This is a genomic window from Halobiforma nitratireducens JCM 10879, assembly GCF_000337895.1.
In the GTDB taxonomy this organism is placed as follows: domain Archaea; phylum Halobacteriota; class Halobacteria; order Halobacteriales; family Natrialbaceae; genus Natronobacterium; species Natronobacterium nitratireducens.
In genome coordinates, this window is record NZ_AOMA01000143.1 from 1 (window position 1) to 15,685 (window position 15,685).

General features: G+C 62.4%; 13 protein-coding genes and 1 pseudogene. 5 read left to right on the top strand and 9 right to left on the bottom strand.

The features are described 5' to 3' along the window. Positions 1–96 precede the first annotated feature (96 nt). Positions 97–1,356, bottom strand: a complete 1,260-nt coding sequence (prf1, locus tag C446_RS13965) for a peptide chain release factor aRF-1 (protein ID WP_006673776.1) — start codon at positions 1,354–1,356, stop codon at positions 97–99. Between the two features lie 169 nt (positions 1,357–1,525). Here prf1 and minD point away from each other — a divergent pair, with 169 nt between their 5' ends. From minD to C446_RS18850, 3 genes are all read left to right on the top strand, one after another. Further along, positions 1,526–2,392 (top strand): MinD/ParA family ATP-binding protein, encoded by an 867-nt coding sequence (gene minD, locus C446_RS13970; protein WP_006673777.1) that lies wholly within the window; start codon positions 1,526–1,528, stop codon positions 2,390–2,392. A 418-nt stretch (positions 2,393–2,810) separates the two neighbouring features. Continuing rightward, a complete protein-coding gene (locus C446_RS13975; protein WP_006673778.1) occupies positions 2,811–3,344 on the top strand; it encodes a hypothetical protein in 534 nt (177 codons plus the stop codon). Between the two features lie 156 nt (positions 3,345–3,500). Beyond that, positions 3,501–3,692, top strand: coding sequence for a hypothetical protein (locus C446_RS18850; protein WP_152419445.1), 192 nt, complete (start codon positions 3,501–3,503; stop codon positions 3,690–3,692). A 44-nt stretch (positions 3,693–3,736) separates the two neighbouring features. Here C446_RS18850 and argS read toward each other — a convergent pair whose 3' ends face one another. The 8 genes and pseudogenes from argS to C446_RS14015 form a co-directional block, all read right to left on the bottom strand. Beyond that, positions 3,737–5,524, bottom strand: coding sequence for an arginine--tRNA ligase (gene argS, locus C446_RS13980; protein ID WP_006673779.1), 1,788 nt, complete (start codon positions 5,522–5,524; stop codon positions 3,737–3,739). Between the two features lie 627 nt (positions 5,525–6,151). Continuing rightward, positions 6,152–6,807 (bottom strand): annotated as a pseudogene (locus C446_RS13985) (IS5 family transposase); the annotation flags it as partial. Between the two features lie 411 nt (positions 6,808–7,218). Next, positions 7,219–8,406: an orc1/cdc6 family replication initiation protein gene (locus tag C446_RS13990; RefSeq protein WP_006673781.1), complete on the bottom strand. Its 1,188-nt coding sequence runs from the start codon at positions 8,404–8,406 to the stop codon at positions 7,219–7,221. A gap of 294 nt (positions 8,407–8,700) precedes the next feature. Beyond that, entirely contained in the window at positions 8,701–9,831 is a 1,131-nt protein-coding gene (locus tag C446_RS13995) for a pyridoxal-phosphate dependent enzyme (RefSeq protein WP_006673782.1), read from the bottom strand. Between the two features lie 10 nt (positions 9,832–9,841). Then, the gene (locus C446_RS14000) at positions 9,842–10,801 is read right to left on the bottom strand and encodes a succinylglutamate desuccinylase/aspartoacylase family protein (protein WP_006673783.1); all 960 of its coding nucleotides are present in this window, start codon (positions 10,799–10,801) and stop codon (positions 9,842–9,844) included. Between the two features lie 135 nt (positions 10,802–10,936). Then, entirely contained in the window at positions 10,937–12,475 is a 1,539-nt protein-coding gene (locus C446_RS14005; protein ID WP_006673784.1) for a stage II sporulation protein M, read from the bottom strand. A gap of 144 nt (positions 12,476–12,619) precedes the next feature. Beyond that, positions 12,620–12,898, bottom strand: coding sequence for a hypothetical protein (locus tag C446_RS14010; protein WP_006673785.1), 279 nt, complete (start codon positions 12,896–12,898; stop codon positions 12,620–12,622). 230 nt (positions 12,899–13,128) lie between these two features. Beyond that, a complete protein-coding gene (locus C446_RS14015; RefSeq protein WP_006673786.1) occupies positions 13,129–13,617 on the bottom strand; it encodes a TRAM domain-containing protein in 489 nt (162 codons plus the stop codon). Between the two features lie 201 nt (positions 13,618–13,818). On the opposite strand from C446_RS14015, the gene C446_RS14020 reads away from it, so the two are divergent. Together C446_RS14020 and C446_RS14025 are read left to right on the top strand one after the other, a co-directional pair. Further along, a complete protein-coding gene (locus C446_RS14020; protein ID WP_006673787.1) occupies positions 13,819–14,610 on the top strand; it encodes an electron transfer flavoprotein subunit beta/FixA family protein in 792 nt (263 codons plus the stop codon). Next, complete coding sequence (locus C446_RS14025) at positions 14,607–15,560, top strand: electron transfer flavoprotein subunit alpha/FixB family protein (RefSeq protein ID WP_006673788.1); 954 nt, start codon at positions 14,607–14,609, stop codon at positions 15,558–15,560. Before C446_RS14020 ends, C446_RS14025 begins: the two co-directional genes overlap by 4 nt. The last annotated feature ends 125 nt before the right edge of the window (positions 15,561–15,685 follow it).

Here is a 15,685-nt window from a genome sequence, read left to right on the forward strand (position 1 = left end):
GCTCAGAGATGTGTATAAGAGACAGGGTCGAACGTGAGTCCCGAAACCCACACGGGAGCAGAGCGGCGAGGAGAGCCAGGAGGAAGGCCGGGCCCGTTAGACGCCCGTCGAGTACCGCAAAATACCGGCGAACCCGCCGAACGCGTTGTACAGCTGTTCGCCCTTCTCGAAGTCGGTCGAGATGAACTTCGTCTCGGTGCCACGCTGTTCGGCGATCTCGATGAGGTGGTCGATCGCGTCCTCGCGGTCGTCTTCGGTTGCCTCGATCTCGGTGCCACAGTCCCTACAGGAGTGGTCCGGCGTCGCCTTGCGTCGGTCGATGACCTCACGATCGGTGTTGCCACACTCCTCACAGTCGTAGGTGACGACGTCTTTCCGGAGGTCCTCGCTGATTAGCAGACGGTCGACTGCGCCCATCATCAGGTTCTGTCGGGTCTGCTCGAACCCGTAGGTCGCGAGGTCGCCAGCGTTGAGTTCCTGGAAGAACTCCTCCATCTGCTTTTTGTCTTTCATCACCTCGGCGTCGGCCAGTGCGTCCTCGGCGTTGTCGACGAGGTCGTACAGCCCCGATTCGTCGGTGTAGGCGACGTCGAACTTGCCGATTACGTTGTCCTGAATCTCGTGATGGAGATAGTCGCCGTCCAGAAACTCGTCTTTGGTCGGCGAGGGACCACCCACGAGGATCCCATCGAGTTCGTGGCGCTTGGCGACGAACAGGTCGTTCGCCATGCCGGCGACTTCCTGGTAGAAGTTGTCGATCGCCTCGAGTCGCAGGCGGGCGAATCGCTGGGCAGACTGGCCACCTTTGCGCTGCTTGCCCGGGACCAGCGAGGACGCGGACTTGACGGGTTCGACGCGTTTGCCCTTCAGCCAGCCGACGTTGGCCTCGCGCCGGTCGAGGACGATCAGGCCGTAGAGGCCCTTGTCCGCCATCATCTCTTCGAGTGGCTCCGTCAGGAAGTCCGAGTCGCAGTGATACCGGAACGACTGGACGGGTTGGGGCGGACTCTCGAGGACGCGGGTGACCATCTCGGTGCGGCCGCCTCCGGAGTCGACGGCACCGGAGAAAAGCACCATCCCGTTCTCTGGTGGGTAGGTGTCGTAGTACCGAAGCCGATCCTTGATGCTGGTAAGCGCGTCCTGAACGGCCGTTCGCGTCTGTTTGGATTTGATGTTGGCCGCCTCGCTGTGCTCCTGAGTGACGTGTTGGACGACGTCGCTGACCTGTCTATCTTCAGGAACGTAGATCGAAACGAGTTGCGTACCGGACCCTTCGTAGTCCTTGAGATCCTCGATAACCTTCCGGAACTCGTACTTTTTCCGGTCGGAATGCTCTTGTTCGCCCTCCTGGCTCATTGGGCGTACAAAACGGTGCTGCGGCTAAGTATTCTTTGACACGCCGACGAGCGCGTAACAGTCCGTGACGGCAACCGGATCGACTCGACTTGTTTTCCCAATCGTCTCCTCCGGACGCGAGGTGACGATTTAAGGTGTTGCCGTTCGTCGGTTCGGACAGTAACTGAGTATGTCTCAAGAGACGGTGTACGCCATCGCGAGCGGGAAGGGCGGCGTCGGGAAGACGACGACGACGGTGAACCTCGGCACAGCACTCGCTCAAGCGGGCGAGCGCGTCGCCGTCGTCGACGTCGATCTCGGCATGGCGAACCTCGCCGGGTTCGTGAGTCTCTCGCCCGACGCGACGACGTTACACGACGTGTTGACCAACGATGCATCGATCGAAGACGCTACCTACCGACTGGCGGACAACATCGTCGCCGTCCCCAGCGGGACGGGACTGGACGACTACGCGAAGGCCTCCCCCGAAGGGCTTCGTGACGTAGTCGCCGAACTGCGGGACGCCTACGATTTCGTCTTTCTCGACGTGGGCGCAGGCATCAGCCACGAAACCGTGCTCCCCCTCGGGCTCGCCGACGGGGTCCTGATCGTCTCGACTCCCGAACCCGCGGCGGTCCAGGACTCCCGGAAGACGATCGAGCTGACCGACCGCGCCGGCGGCGCGGTCGAGGGACTGATCGTCACCCGCACGCACGCGGACAGCGACGTTTCCTACGAAGAAATCGCCGCCCAGCTCGACATCCCGCTGATGGGCGCTGTCCCCAACGACTCCTCGGCGCGTGAGAGCGTCTACGCCGGCACCCCGCTGGTCGTCTACGATCCCGAGGGCCCGGCCGCGACTGCCTACCGACGGATCGCCGCCGATCTTGCCGGTATCGATCTCGAGGAGCGAGCCCGTCGCCGGAGCGAGAGCGACAGCGACAGCGAACGCGAAGACGACGGAGCGACAGGCGACGACCAGGATGGGACTCACGATCGCGAAGCGGCACACGACGAGGTCTCGAGCGCGATCACGGAAGCCGAATCCGACTCTTGAATTCGGTCTCCTCACGACTGGTCTCATACGGATTGCTGTACCGATGTCCCGGTGAACTCAAGTCCGAGTCGCGGTTGCACCGGAACTGACGGACAGGAAACCGTCTCAGTATCTCCCCTCGACGGCGACCGTCGTCGGTTCGCTGAATAGGCACTGCCTGTAACGGACTGTTCGGCCCTCGAGATACCGAAACTGGTCGAAAGCCATGGCTACCACCCGTTCCGGACGGTCGACCTATCGGGACCGTACGCCGACGTGACTGGTAAGCGTTCGTGAACGAGCTGTGAACCGTTCCGATCGTCACCTCATATCCCATAATACTGCTCGTTATGGCTTCTCCTCCGCAGAGGGAGCGTTCGTCAGCGACGATGACAGTACGAGCTAATTACTAATCCCGAAGTCTCTCGACCGCTCGAGCATGGAGCGACGTAAGATCCTCCTCGGCAGTGGAGCCGCGCTCGCAACCGCGCTTGCGGGCTGCTCAAGCACCGAAACCGGCGACGAAGACCCCGACGACGGCGACGACGGGTACGACGACGATGACGGCGGCTACGATGACGACGGGTACGACGACGATGACGACGATGACGACGATGACGACCACGACGAGGTCCCCGGCTTCGACGACGACCTCGAGGCGGACAGCGACGTGATGTCGATCATGGACATCGATCGCGACGACGACCGCCTCTACGTCGTCACCCAGACCGACACGACCGATCCTGACGTCCTCTCGAAGGAACTCGAGACGGTCGGATACGACATCGCGGCCGCGGTGAGCGATACAGACCACTTCAAAGCCGAGATCAGCGAGATCGAGTGGGTCCTCGAGCACGACGACAACCACGTGCTCGCCGTATTCATCGACGTGCAATGGGTCGTCGACTTTATCGAAGACGAACTCACCGACGACGAGTTCGTCAAGAAAGTCCTCGAGTCGAAAGACCAGTAATCCCGCCTCGCGGGCTCGCGACTCGGTCCCACGAGAGCGGAGAACTGTCGGACGACATCGTTTTCGTCTTTGTTTTTCGACGGCTGTCGGGTGTCGTGTGTCGTGTGTCGTCCGTCGCCGTCGACTTGCATCCGCTCGGGGTAGTTCCTCGTTCCAATGGTGGCCTCGAAAGAGAAGAGTGGAGGGGAAGAGAGGGGAAGAGAGGGGAAGAGAGTGGGAAGAGAGGGGAAGAGAGGGGAAGAGAGGGGAAGAGAGGGGAAGAGAGGGGGAAGAGAGGGGAAGAGAGGGGAAGAGAGTGGGAAGAGAGGAGAGTGGGAGGAGAGCAGAAAAAAGAGGGGAAAGGAGTGAAACACACAAAACGAGGAAACGCAGCGGCGTCGACGGCAGCGACGCTACATCGAGCGCGGTGCCGCTACGCCGAGGATCGACAGCGCGTTCGCGACTGTGTACTTCGAGGCCGCAACCAACGCGAGTCGGGCCTCCCGCAGTTCCGGATCGACACCATCGGCCAGCACCGGACACTCACGGTAAAAGGCATTGAATCGGTCCGCGAACTCCCGAGTGAACGTCGCGATCTGGTGTGGCTCGAGGTCGTCGGCAGCTTCGTCGACGACGGCGGGGAACCGACCGATCGTCTCGAGCAGACCCTGTTCTGCCTCCGTCCCGAGCAGGTCCGCGTCGAGGTCGCTGGCGACGTTGATCTCGCCGGCAGCGATCGCGTCGGGTTCGAAGCCGGCTTCCTCGAGGATGCCACAGCATCGCGCGTGCACGTACTGGACGTACGGAGCCGACTGGGCCTCGAAGTCGAGCGCGCGATCCCACTCGAAGGTGATCGCTTTCGTCGGCTGTTTCGAGACGACATCGTATCGAACCGCGCCGATGCCGACCTGATGGGCGATGCGTTCGACATCCTCGTCGTCCAGATCATCGTCGCGAATCCGGTCGTCCAGCCGATCCTCGACCTCCTGTCGAGCACGGTCGATCGCTTCGTCTAACAGGTCGTCCAGGTCGACGCCGGTCCCGCGCCGCGTGCTCATTTTCCCCTCCGGCAGGTTGACGTACGAATAGAGGACCTGTTCGAGCGGCTTCGTGTCGTTGCCCAGTAACTCGAGGGCGGTCCGAAGCTGGCGGGCCTGCAGTTTGTGGTCTTCCCCCAACACCGTCACCGCGCGGTCGTAGTTGTCGAACTTCCACTCGTGGTGGGCCAGGTCGCGGGTCGCGTACAGGGAGGTGCCGTCCGAGCGCAGGAAGACGAGGTTCTTGTCGATGCCGTGCTCGTCGAGGTCGAGTTGCCAGGCGTCTTCCTCGTAGACTGCCTCATCGAGGTCTTTGAGCCGTCCGACCAGCTCCTCGGTGTCGCCGTTTCGCATAAACCGGGTCTCCTTGACGAACTCGTCGAACACAGCGGGCAGACGTTCGAGACACTCCCGCATCCCCGACAAGACCTGATCGACGACCTCGCTGACCCGCTCGTAGGTCTCGTCGTCGCCTTCCTCTAGGCCCTGCATGATCGACTCGATCTCGGCTTCGGCCTCGGCGACCTCCTCGTCGGGGCCGTTCTCGAGGAAGGCGTTGCCTTTCCGGTAGTACCGGACGAGGTCGTACTCGACGCGGTCGCGTTCGGGACCGTCCTCGAGGTCGTCCTCGTCGAAGGTCTCGTAGGCCCACGTGAAGACGGCCATCTGCCGGCCGGCGTCGTTGACGTAGTAGTGCCGGTCGACATCGTACCCCGCGTAATCGAGCAGGTTCGCGACGGCGTCGCCGATGATCGGGTTCCGCGCGCGGCCGACGTGGACCGGACCCGTCGGATTCGCGCTGGTGTGCTCGACGACGACCGAGGTATCCCGATCAGGGAGTGCGCCGTAGGCGTCGTCGGTCGCGGTCTCGAGAGTCTCGGCGAGGTAGGCCCCGCTGGGCAGGAAATTGAGGTACGGCCCCTGTGTCTGTACCTCGGCGACGTAGGTCAGCTCGTCGGCATCGATCTCGTTTGCCAGCTGGCCGGCGACCTGCGGCGGCGGCGCGCCCGCTTCGCTGGCGAGTCGGAACGCCACACTCGAGGCAAGGACGCTGTCGACGTCGTCCGGCGGTTCTTCGATCCCGAGGTCGTCGGTGGGGAAGTCGAGTTCGGAGAGCGCCCCCTCGAGGGCGTCCTCGACCTCCGCGCGTAGGGAGAGGAACATACCCGCTCGTATTCAGGGCGGGAGTAAAGGAATGTCGGGTTTCGTTTTGTTGCCGTCCGGACACACGGCGTCGGCGGTGCTGTCGTCCACCTCGTGCTACTGTAGGAACAACTGCAACGATTTGCACACTGATCGCCGATCCGTCTGGCGGTCAGGTGCGCACTGACGTGCAGTGGCTGCTATAGCGTCGCGTGCAGTTGTCCCTCCCACCCCATCGGTTCCGCTGTTAGGAGGGGACGGTGTTCCACCCTCGAGAGGGTGGTTGGATCAGTGACGAACGTGCTACGGTTTCGGTTTTCACCACCAACAGTTAAACTTACTCGTTTATAGTAAGCACTAGAACAGTAGTAGACCACGGTACAGCAGAACTACAGTAGTAACAAAAGGCTATTTTGGCTCTACTGAAAATGGACGACAGCGTCGAGGTTAACCGATGATCTTTTCTCAAAAGTGAAACCGAGGAGACAGATATGGCAATCGACCTCCTTAACTTCGTTCAGAACGCACTACACGCAGCTAAACAAGCGTTGGGAAAACGAGCGGGGAAGCTCGCCTGACTCGGGCTTCCCCGCGAGACTCATATCGTCGTTCACTGCATCCGGAAAGAAGAGGGACACACATTCACAGGTTCCATGCCTTGTGAAGCGGTGTGAACTCACGATGCTTGATTAGTGGACGAATCTCGTGTTGACGGGCAAGCCGTCTGATTTTCTGGTCGTCGTAGCCTTTGTCCCCGAGCGAGATGTCGATTGCCTCGGGGTTCCGTTTGATCAACGACGGAGCGATCTGGCTATCGTGTTTTCGCTTCGTCGTCACGTGTAAATCAAGGACTGCGTTCACTTTGGAAGCGACGAGCAGTGTTACTTTGAGTTGCTGAATCGTGAGTTCGGCGCGTTTCGTGTAGTGTTTTGAGGCGTGGCTGCGGTCGAATCCCGAAGCATCGATTCCCGCAACGCCGTTGGTCGGGAACAGTGAAATAGAGAGATTGAGCAGCACTCGCAGACAGCCATATCGAGTCTATCGAACGCTTTGCACAGTGTTGATGGGGCTGGCAGTTCAGTGAGATTGATTGCGTTCCGGATATGGGGCATCTCGATGAGCTCGTCGAGGAGTGTACGATAGGTCGTGTTCTTCCGAACCTTGAGACAGAGGAGAACGATGTGCTGATGGAGCGTGTAGCGCTGTTTCGAGAACTTCGAGGAGTATCGAGCTACGGCACGTTTCGCTAACTGAAATGCTTCCTCAACAAATCGGAGCAACCGAGACTTTGGGAGGGTCTGCATCTACTCAAACTACTGACTGAACCTGTAACTCACTAAGGATTTCAACAGAGCCGCTATTTTCTAACATAACGAAGACACGGTACGGTAACAGCGGACGGGAACAGTACGATGACAGCCGACGGGAACAGTACGATGACAGCCGACGGGAACAGTACGATGACAGCCGACGGGAACAGTACGGTAACACGGGAACAGTACGGTAACAGCGGAACTGGTGGGGTCCGTCCGCAGTAACTACGGCCACCGACGACAGACACTCACCCAGTAACAGCGGAAGTGGTGGGGTGGGACGGGGTAAATCACTTGGAATAGAGCAGGGCGAGTGTTGGATATGAGGAGATGGTGATTGAGTACAAACAGGTCGATCCCCCAGTAACAGCGGAAGCGGTGGGGTAAGCTCCACGACGAGACCTACGGCGAGGTACCGATCAACTCTTCCAGTCCCGCTTTGACACTCGAGAGCGACTGGTTCAGCTCGTGTTCCTTGTACTTGCCGCCGCTTTTGCCGCGATTGTGCTGTGTCGAGTTAGTAATCCCGAGCGTCTCCAGTTCGGCCAGATACTCCCGCACCGCGCGATCGGACACTGGATCGGTCGCCCGCTGTGTGCACAACTCCTCGTAGGGATCGCGGATTTCCCTCGTTCGGGCGGGGGTCTCTCCTCGTTCCTCGAGCAAACACAGTGCCCAGAGCACGAGTTGACCGTGTCGCGAGTAGTTGCTGATCCCTTCTATCACCTGGTTCGTTTGCAGCCGTTCGCGAGCGCGGCTGACGTGGTCTTCGGTGACACGGTCGACGTTTTCCTCCCGAGCAATATCGCCGCTCTCGAGCAGCAGATCGAGTGCCTGTCGGGCGTCACCGGAGTCTTTGGCCCCGTACGCCGCACACATCTCGATGACGCCGTCCGCGAGGACGTCGTCTCGGAACGCGACTGACTCCCGCTGCCGGAGGACTTCGATTAGTTCCGGGGCGTCGTACGCGCTGAACGAGACTTCTTTTTCACAGAGACTCGAGCGGACTTTCGAGCTGAGGTGGTTCCGAAAGCTGAGATCGTTCGAGATGCCGATAACGCCGAGTCGCGCACGTTCGATGTCCCCGTTCGAGCGGGCTCGGGGCAGCTTGTAGAGGAGGCTGTCGTCTTCGATGTGATCGACCTCGTCGAGGACGATCAGGATAGTTCCGCCGAGGTCGTCGATCTCGTCGAACAAGAACTGGTAGACCGAGGCCTGCGGGTACCCCGTGTTGGAGATCTGGTCTGCGGGGTCCCGGAGCTCGTTGACGAGGGCGACCGCGGTCTGATAGCTCGAGTTGAGGCCATCGCAGTTGATCTCGACGGTGTGGAGGTCGAGCCCGTCGACGTCCTCGGCACTTTCCTCGAGCCGACCGAGCAGAAATCGCGTGGCTGCGGTCTTTCCGACGCCACTCTTTCCATACAGAAAGATGTTCGACGGAGTTTCACCCTCGATGACGGGTTGTAACGCGGCGTGGTACTGCTTGAGTTCCTGGTCGCGACCGACGAGTTTCTCTGGCGTCCACTCCTCGAGTAACGCTTCCCGCTCCGCGAATATTTTCCCCGTAGGCTCGAAGGTGAATTCGCTCATTAGGTTGCCTGTATCAGGCGAACGACTTAACCCTTCTTTCCGATGTTTCCGCTGCCGGCGATCGTTTATAATCGTCGAACCCCGTCACTTCCGCTGTTTGTCAACGAGTCTCGAGACCCGTCTCCGGGCCTGATACACCACCGCAGATGACTCACCTACTCCGGGCGACACAACACCGCAGACGGCCAAACCGTTCCGGAACGACGACCGAGCGACTGCCGTCCGGGACGGGTTCGGACGACGACCGGCTGAGAGGGACTCCAGCGGCTGCCGGCAGCCCCGACCCTTGACGGCTCAAAGCGTCTTCAACCCGCTGCCCGTCAGCGGTACGACCACGTCGTCGTCTTGGTCGACGACACCTGCCTCCCGGTAGCGAGACAGCGCAGCGGTGGCGACCGCGCTCGTCGGCTCGACGTAAAACCCGCCGCGGTGGAGTCGATCGATCGCCGTCTCGATCTCGTCGTCGTTCAGGGCGATCGCATCCCCGCCGGTTGCCTCGATAGCCTCGAGGATTTCGGTGTCGCGGGCGGGCTCGGTAATCTGGATACCGTCCGCGATGTCGCTTGGGTCGCCGTCACGGTCGGAGTCGGTGTCGGAGTCGGAGTCGGAATCGATACCACCCTCGAACTCCTCGACGATCGGCGCGTACCCCTGTGCCTGGCCGGCCAGCAGTTTCGGCATCCCGTCGACGATACCGGCCTGGTTGAGTCGGGCAAAGCCCTGGTAGGCACCGAGAAAGAGGGTCCCGTGACCCACCGGAAGCACGACCGCGTCGGGAACCGTCCAGTTTCGCTGGGCGGCGACCTCGAACGCGAAAGTCATCGTCCCCGCGTAGAAGGCGGGGTTCCAGGCGTGGCTGGCGTACCAACCCTCGCCGTTTTCGACGGCCTCGATGCAGGCGTCCGTGACGGCCTCCCGGGTCCCCTCGATTCGGACCGGCCGGGCATCGGCCCGCTGGATAGTCATCAGTTTCGACTGTTTGACATCCGCCGGAACGTAGATATCGGCATCGATGCCCGCACGGGCCGCGTAGGTCGCGATCGCCGCGCCGGCGTTGCCCGAGGAGTCCTCGATGACTTTCTCGACGCCGAGTTCGACTGCTCGCGAGAGCGTCGTCGTCGCGCCTCGGTCCTTGAACGAGCCCGTCGGGAAGACGTACTCGAGTTTGAACTGTGCGTCCCACTCGGGGGCATCGACCAGCGGCGTGAACCCTTCGTGGAAGGTGACGTGGGGTTCGATCGGGAGGAACTCGAAGAACGTCCACAGGCCGTCGCTGGTGTCGAGCTGTGACAGCGGAAGCGGATCGCCTGCTGGGAGCGGTTGTTCCGTGAACTGGAGGGCGCGACCGCACTCGCAGCGCCACGGTTCGTCCGGGCCGCTGGCGTACGTGTTTCCGCAGTCGGGGCAGGTAAGATCGGCAGTCATGTCAGTATGGTCAGTATGAGTCGAGGTCGGTCCCGAGCGAGCAGACGTACTCCCCGGTGGCGACCTGCGGGAGTCGCCGCGTTCGCCAGAGGAGACCGTCGCTGTCGGCGGTGACGGTCTCTTTCGTCTCGCCGAACGGCGTCGTGATACGATACAGCGTCTCGCCTCGGGCGACCTCGTCGCCCAGCTCTTTCTCGAAGTCGACCAGGCCGCCACAGGAGGCACCGTACTGTTCGAACCCGTTTGCACGGGTCTGTCGCTCGAGTTCGATCGGTTCCTCGAGGAAGTCGTAGTAGCTGAGGACGTTGAAGACGCCGTCGACGCCTTTCCGGATGCTCTCTTCGTCCCAGCCGACGGCACCGCCGAGCTCGGGGTCGACGGTCGGGATTCCTTCGTCCGGGGCCGCACGCGCGAGTTGGCCGTCCGGTCCTTTCTGATCGAGCACGTAGCCACAGCCGAAGGCTTTCGCGAGTTCGAGGCAGTCGTCGTGGAGCCGGTGGCGCTTGCCACAGCGGACGCGAACTTCGTCGATCATCCGACTCGTCGAGCCCTGGTGGAGATCGAGAATCAGGTCGGCTCGCGTCGCCGCGTCGAACGTCGCCGCGGCGATGCGCTCGCTCGAGGTGCCGTTCTCCGAGCCGGGGTAGGCCCGGTTCATTTTCGTGTCGTCGATGGGATTGCGGTGTTCGGCGACTTGGAACGCGTGGTAGTTGACGATCCCGACGAACAGGATCGTCCCTGCGATCTCGGCGGGATCGAGTTGCGGGACGACGCGTTGCACGACGCCGACGCCGTGGAGTTCGTCACCGTCGCTGACCGCCTGTACGTAGAGCGTCTTCCCCGGCTTCGCACCGTTTACGACGGCGACGGGGAGGCCGAACGGGGAGCCGTCTCTGGTTTCGCCAACCTCGAGACGGCCCGTATCGACCTCGCCGGGCCCCGCACTCGCCGTTCCGAGCCTCGTCGTCATGTCAGCTACGACGGACCCGTCGGCCTTTATTGGTTCGGTCTGGGCGCACGACAAGAACGGAGCCGTCCGGCAAACACGTCGAATTTCGCCGGAGACAAACATGTCGAATTTCGCCCGATAGTCGGAACGTCGCCGTTAGAGGAACGGCTGATAGTAGTACGGGCTGACGAACCCTTCGATGAACGCTGCAATCGCAAGCAAGACACCGACCCCGATCAACACCCAGAAGGCCTGTTCGAGGCGATCGGCGAACGCGACTCGGCCGGTCCGTCCCCGTACCACCCGCCAGAAGACGACGCCGAGTCGGATGCCGAGTGCGCTCGCGATCAGGATCGCGGGAATCTCGAAGAGTCCGTGGGGAACTACGAACGCGAGAAACTCCATCGGCTCGACCTCGAGGCGTCCGTACACGCCGATGAAGATACCGTTGAACAGCAGGGAGACGATCGCCGGAACCGCAAGCGCGAGGCCGCCTACTGCCGTCGTCAACGCGACCATCCAGTTGTTGCCGAAGAACTCGAGTGCCGCGGCGGGCGGGACGTGTCCCTCGAGACGAGCCGCGATCGATGCCTCGAGCCCTTCGACGCCGACAAGCGGCGCAGCGGCCCGCCAGCCGGCCCAGAAGCTCCCGACCGCGAGGACGATCACCACGGCGTGGGTAACCGGCGTCGAACGCACGAACGACAGCATCTCGGCCCAGCCGCGGCCGACGCCGCGGCTGAACTGCTCCCGGAGCGAGCGTTCCGGCGGCGCGGGCGGGGTCAGTCGGCCGCGATGATCGCAGTAGATCGCCGTCTTCAACAGGTCGAGTGCGGGCAACAGGAGGAACACAGAGACCACCGCCACGATGGAAGCGGCCTCGAGCAGTGCGAGCAGTCCCGTGAGCAAAGAGAGTGCAACCGTCGAGACGACGGCGACGACGTAGTAGAATCCAGCCCCGACCGGCTGTGCGCGGATGAACGACGTCGTCGCGGACAGCGAGCCGAAAACGCCCGCATCGTCGACGACGACGGCGACCGGCGCGAACGCGAACAGCGCCCGAACAGCCGCGAGCACGCCCACGGCGAGCAGTCCGACGAGCAGTGCCGCCAGCACGCCGGCCAGCGGCAAACCCGCAAGCGAGAAGACACCGACGAGCGCGCCGAGAACGGCACCAAATCCGACGATGACGAAGATCCAGAGGACGAACTCGAGAATGTACAGCGCGAGGAACCGTCCGGCGTATCGTCGCGAGCCCGCGATACCCGCGACGAGACCGCGTTCGTCACGCAGCCGACCGTAGCAGGCCGACAGCTGCGCCGCGGAGACGAGCGGGAAGAGGACGATCAACAGGAGAACGAACAGGAGGACCGATACGACGGTGAGTGTGACTGTCGGAACCGTCAGCAACTGTTCGGCGACCGGGACGAACTCCTCGACCCACGCCTCGAACGCGTCGGGGTCGGCCTCCGGGTCCGGTGGTGACATCTCGATACCAGCTAGTTCCTCCCGCGCCGCCTCGAGTCGGCCCGTCGTCTCGAGGTAGAGGTAGCCAACGGCGGCGGCGAGAAACGGAACGGCGCGGGCAATGGCCGGTATCGCGGCCCCGAGCACGTACAGCGGCAGGATATCTCCGGGCCGACGACGAAATACGGCGACGACCGCACTGATCGTGTCCGAAAGGGAACGGGACATGGTTGTCTGTCGACTCGTTGCGCGGTAAAGGAAATCGTTCCGGTACCGGCGACGAAACGAGGGGTTGGGATGGGGCGAAAACGAGCGGTTTCGACGGGCCAAAGGAGAAACGAAGAACGAGAAACGAGAAACGAAGGCGAGTCGTCAGTTGAACGTCCGGTCGTCGAACCCGCCGGCGTCTTGTTCGTCGCCGCTACCGCCGGAGAGTCGGGGCGTGAACCCGCCGGTGAGGATGACCGCGACGACGATAAGCGCCGCAGAGAGGACGACGTAGTTCGCGCTCGGTTCGTAGCCGGCGAGCCCAGCGCCGGTCGAGACCACGAAGATCGTGACGGTGAAGACGATGGTCGCGATCACTCCAATGACGACGATCCCGACGACGCTGGCGAAGAGCCCGCCGAGGAGACGACGAATCCGTGACATAGGGGGTCGCGTTCGGGTTCGTAGCGAGCGTACGTAGTCGTTGCGTCATCGCGTCATCGACCTCACGCGGGCCCTGGCGGGGGAGACGAGTTCGGAGACACGGGACTGGTAAAGACTGACTCAAGGACGTGAGACAGGCGGAGACGTGGAACGAAACGCGAAATCCGGGTCCGCAACGGAACGCAAAGACGACGCTGCGGGACCGCAATCGTGACTGTCCGCTGGGAACCTTAGGAGCCCCAGAAGTTCTCGCGGCTGCCGAGCCGTTCGCGGGCGTTGTCGGGACCGTCTTCCGTCTCTTCTTCCGCTTCCGCTCCCGACTCGTCGTCGCCGTCGTCGGCTGTACTGTCTTCCTCGTCGGAGTCGTCGATATCTTCCTCGCCGTCCATTGGAAGCCGCTCGACTTCCTCGGCACGGGCGTGGTTGCTGTGGACTTCCGTGATCTCGACCCTGGCGCGGACCTCCGGGAGGAGGCCGTCGACCATCACGATGAAACCGTCGTCGGTTCGACCGACGCCAGCGCCGCTCTCGTGCATGTCGACGACGTCGATGACGACCTCTTCGCCGGATTTGACAGGCTGAGTTTTCAGGTCCTCGATCGGTTGGTTGTAGTGGTTACACCACTCTTTGCCACCCCTGTCGCCGTAGTGTTGACATCCCATTCCCGAGATCCGTTCGGAGAAACTCGGACAATCGTCGGCGAGCGGACAGTCTGCCATGGCCCGTACTACCGCCGGCGGCGTTAAACCGTTTCCGTCTTTCTCCGGGCCGTCCCCACGCCAACGGCCGCTCGAGGGCGAGAGGCGACGATCCACGAACTGTCGAACACATCGAAAACGCGGGGAACAGATAAATGAACGACGACTCCGCAAAGTAGTGTTTCGAAAACGTTTACGGGTGGGCCGTGTGAGTGATACACGATGAAAATCCTCGTTACGGTCAAAGAGGTCGCGACCGTCGAAGACGAGTTCGAGATCGAGGGTACTGAAATCGCGGATCAGTACCTCGGTGCCGACCTCAACGAGTGGGACGACTACGCCGTCGAAGAAGCCGTCCAGCTCCAGGAGGCCGGCATCGCCGACGAAGTCGTCACGGTCACTATCGGCCCCGAAGACTGCGAACAGACCATCCGACAGGCGCTGGCCAAAGGCGCTGACCGCGCCGTCCGCGTCTGGGACGACGCCCTCGAGGACGTCGACCTGCTCGACGTGGAGGCAAAGACCGAGATCCTGCGTGGCGTCGTCGAGGAAGAAGACCCCGACCTCGTCCTCTCGGGCGTCCAGTCCGGCGACGACAGCTGGGGTGCCACCGGCGTTTCGCTGGCCGAAGAGCTCGGGTTCGAGTGGGCCGCCGTCGTCAACCACCTCGAGCACGACCTCGATGACGGCATCGCCTCCGTCCGCCGCGAACTCGAGGGCGGTGTCGAGGAGCTGACCGACGTCGAGCTGCCGGCCGTACTGACGATCCAGACCGGGATCAACGAGCCACGATACGCGAGTCTGCGTGGTATCCGACAGGCCCAGCGCAAGCCACTCGACGTACAGACGCTCGCCGATGTCGGCGTCGACGAAACCGTCGTCGACTCGGATCTCGAACTGACGGACATGTACGAACCCGAAAGCGAAAGCGACGTTACCGTTTGGGAGGGAAGCGCCGAAGAAACCGCCGGAGAGCTCGCTGATCTCCTCGAGGAGAAGGGGGTGGCACCATGAGTGACGTACTGGCAGTGGCGGACCACCGCCGCGGCGACCTGCGCGATGTCAGCTACGAGATCATTACCGCCGGCCGTGAGCTCGCCGACGAGACCGGCGGCGACCTCCACCTGGCGGTCATCAGCGGCACCGTCGACGAGTTCGCCGAGAAGCTCGACCGCGAGGGCGTCGATGCCATCCACACCGTCGACTACGGCGAGGAGTTCAACCACGGCGTCTACGCCCAGACGGTCACCCAGCTGTACGACGACCTCGCCCCGCAGTACGTGTTGACACCCAACAGCGTCAACGGGCTCGACTACGCCCCCGCAGTCGCGAACGAACTCGGCCTCCCGCTGGTTACCGACACCGTCGGCCTCGAGACCGACGGCGACACGCTGACCGCCACCCGTGAGATGTACGGCGGCAAGGTCGAGACGACGACCGAACTCGAGGGCCAGGCTGTCGTCACGATCCGCGGTGCCGAGTGGCCGGCTGCGGACGGAACCGGCGACGCCACAATCGAGGCCTTCGATGTCGACGTCGACGAGGACGCGCTGGGCACGACGGTCAACGGGTTCGAAGAGGTCGGCGGTGGCGACGTCGACATCGGCGAAGCCGACGTGCTCGTCTCGGTCGGCCGTGGTATCGAAGAGGAGGAGAACCTCGAGATCATCGAGGAGCTGGCGGACGCGCTGGATGCGACCGTCTCGGCCTCGCGCCCGATCGTCGACAACGGCTGGCTCCCGAAGAACCGGCAGGTCGGCCAGTCCGGAAAGGTCGTCACGCCGGACGTCTACGTCGCGATCGGTATCTCCGGCGCGGTCCAGCACGTCGCCGGGATGAAAGGCTCCGATACGATCGTCGCGATCAACACGGACCCGAACGCCCCGATCATGGACATCGCCGACTACGCGATCACGGACGACCTGTTCGACGTAGTGCCGGCGCTGACCGAACGGTTCCAGTAGTCGGATCGGTCGGGCTCAGGCCCGGATTCCGCCGACTCGAAAACGAGTTTCACTTTCAGACCGCGTTCAGTTCGAGAGTACCGACCACGAACTGGAAACCGTGATCCGTTAGCTACTTTTTCACC

Bases quoted from the DNA above. Each gene is read 5' to 3' on its own strand.
- prf1 (WP_006673776.1), bottom strand. From the start codon at position 1,356: ATGAGCCAGGAGGGCGAACAAGAGCATTCCGACCGGAAAAAGTACGAG.
- minD (WP_006673777.1), top strand. From the start codon at position 1,526: ATGTCTCAAGAGACGGTGTACGCCATCGCGAGCGGGAAGGGCGGCGTC.
- C446_RS13975 (WP_006673778.1), top strand. From the start codon at position 2,811: ATGGAGCGACGTAAGATCCTCCTCGGCAGTGGAGCCGCGCTCGCAACC.
- C446_RS18850 (WP_152419445.1), top strand. From the start codon at position 3,501: ATGGTGGCCTCGAAAGAGAAGAGTGGAGGGGAAGAGAGGGGAAGAGAG.
- argS (WP_006673779.1), bottom strand. From the start codon at position 5,524: ATGTTCCTCTCCCTACGCGCGGAGGTCGAGGACGCCCTCGAGGGGGCG.
- C446_RS13990 (WP_006673781.1), bottom strand. From the start codon at position 8,406: ATGAGCGAATTCACCTTCGAGCCTACGGGGAAAATATTCGCGGAGCGG.
- C446_RS13995 (WP_006673782.1), bottom strand. From the start codon at position 9,831: ATGACTGCCGATCTTACCTGCCCCGACTGCGGAAACACGTACGCCAGC.
- C446_RS14000 (WP_006673783.1), bottom strand. From the start codon at position 10,801: ATGACGACGAGGCTCGGAACGGCGAGTGCGGGGCCCGGCGAGGTCGAT.
- C446_RS14005 (WP_006673784.1), bottom strand. From the start codon at position 12,475: ATGTCCCGTTCCCTTTCGGACACGATCAGTGCGGTCGTCGCCGTATTT.
- C446_RS14010 (WP_006673785.1), bottom strand. From the start codon at position 12,898: ATGTCACGGATTCGTCGTCTCCTCGGCGGGCTCTTCGCCAGCGTCGTC.
- C446_RS14015 (WP_006673786.1), bottom strand. From the start codon at position 13,617: ATGGCAGACTGTCCGCTCGCCGACGATTGTCCGAGTTTCTCCGAACGG.
- C446_RS14020 (WP_006673787.1), top strand. From the start codon at position 13,819: ATGAAAATCCTCGTTACGGTCAAAGAGGTCGCGACCGTCGAAGACGAG.
- C446_RS14025 (WP_006673788.1), top strand. From the start codon at position 14,607: ATGAGTGACGTACTGGCAGTGGCGGACCACCGCCGCGGCGACCTGCGC.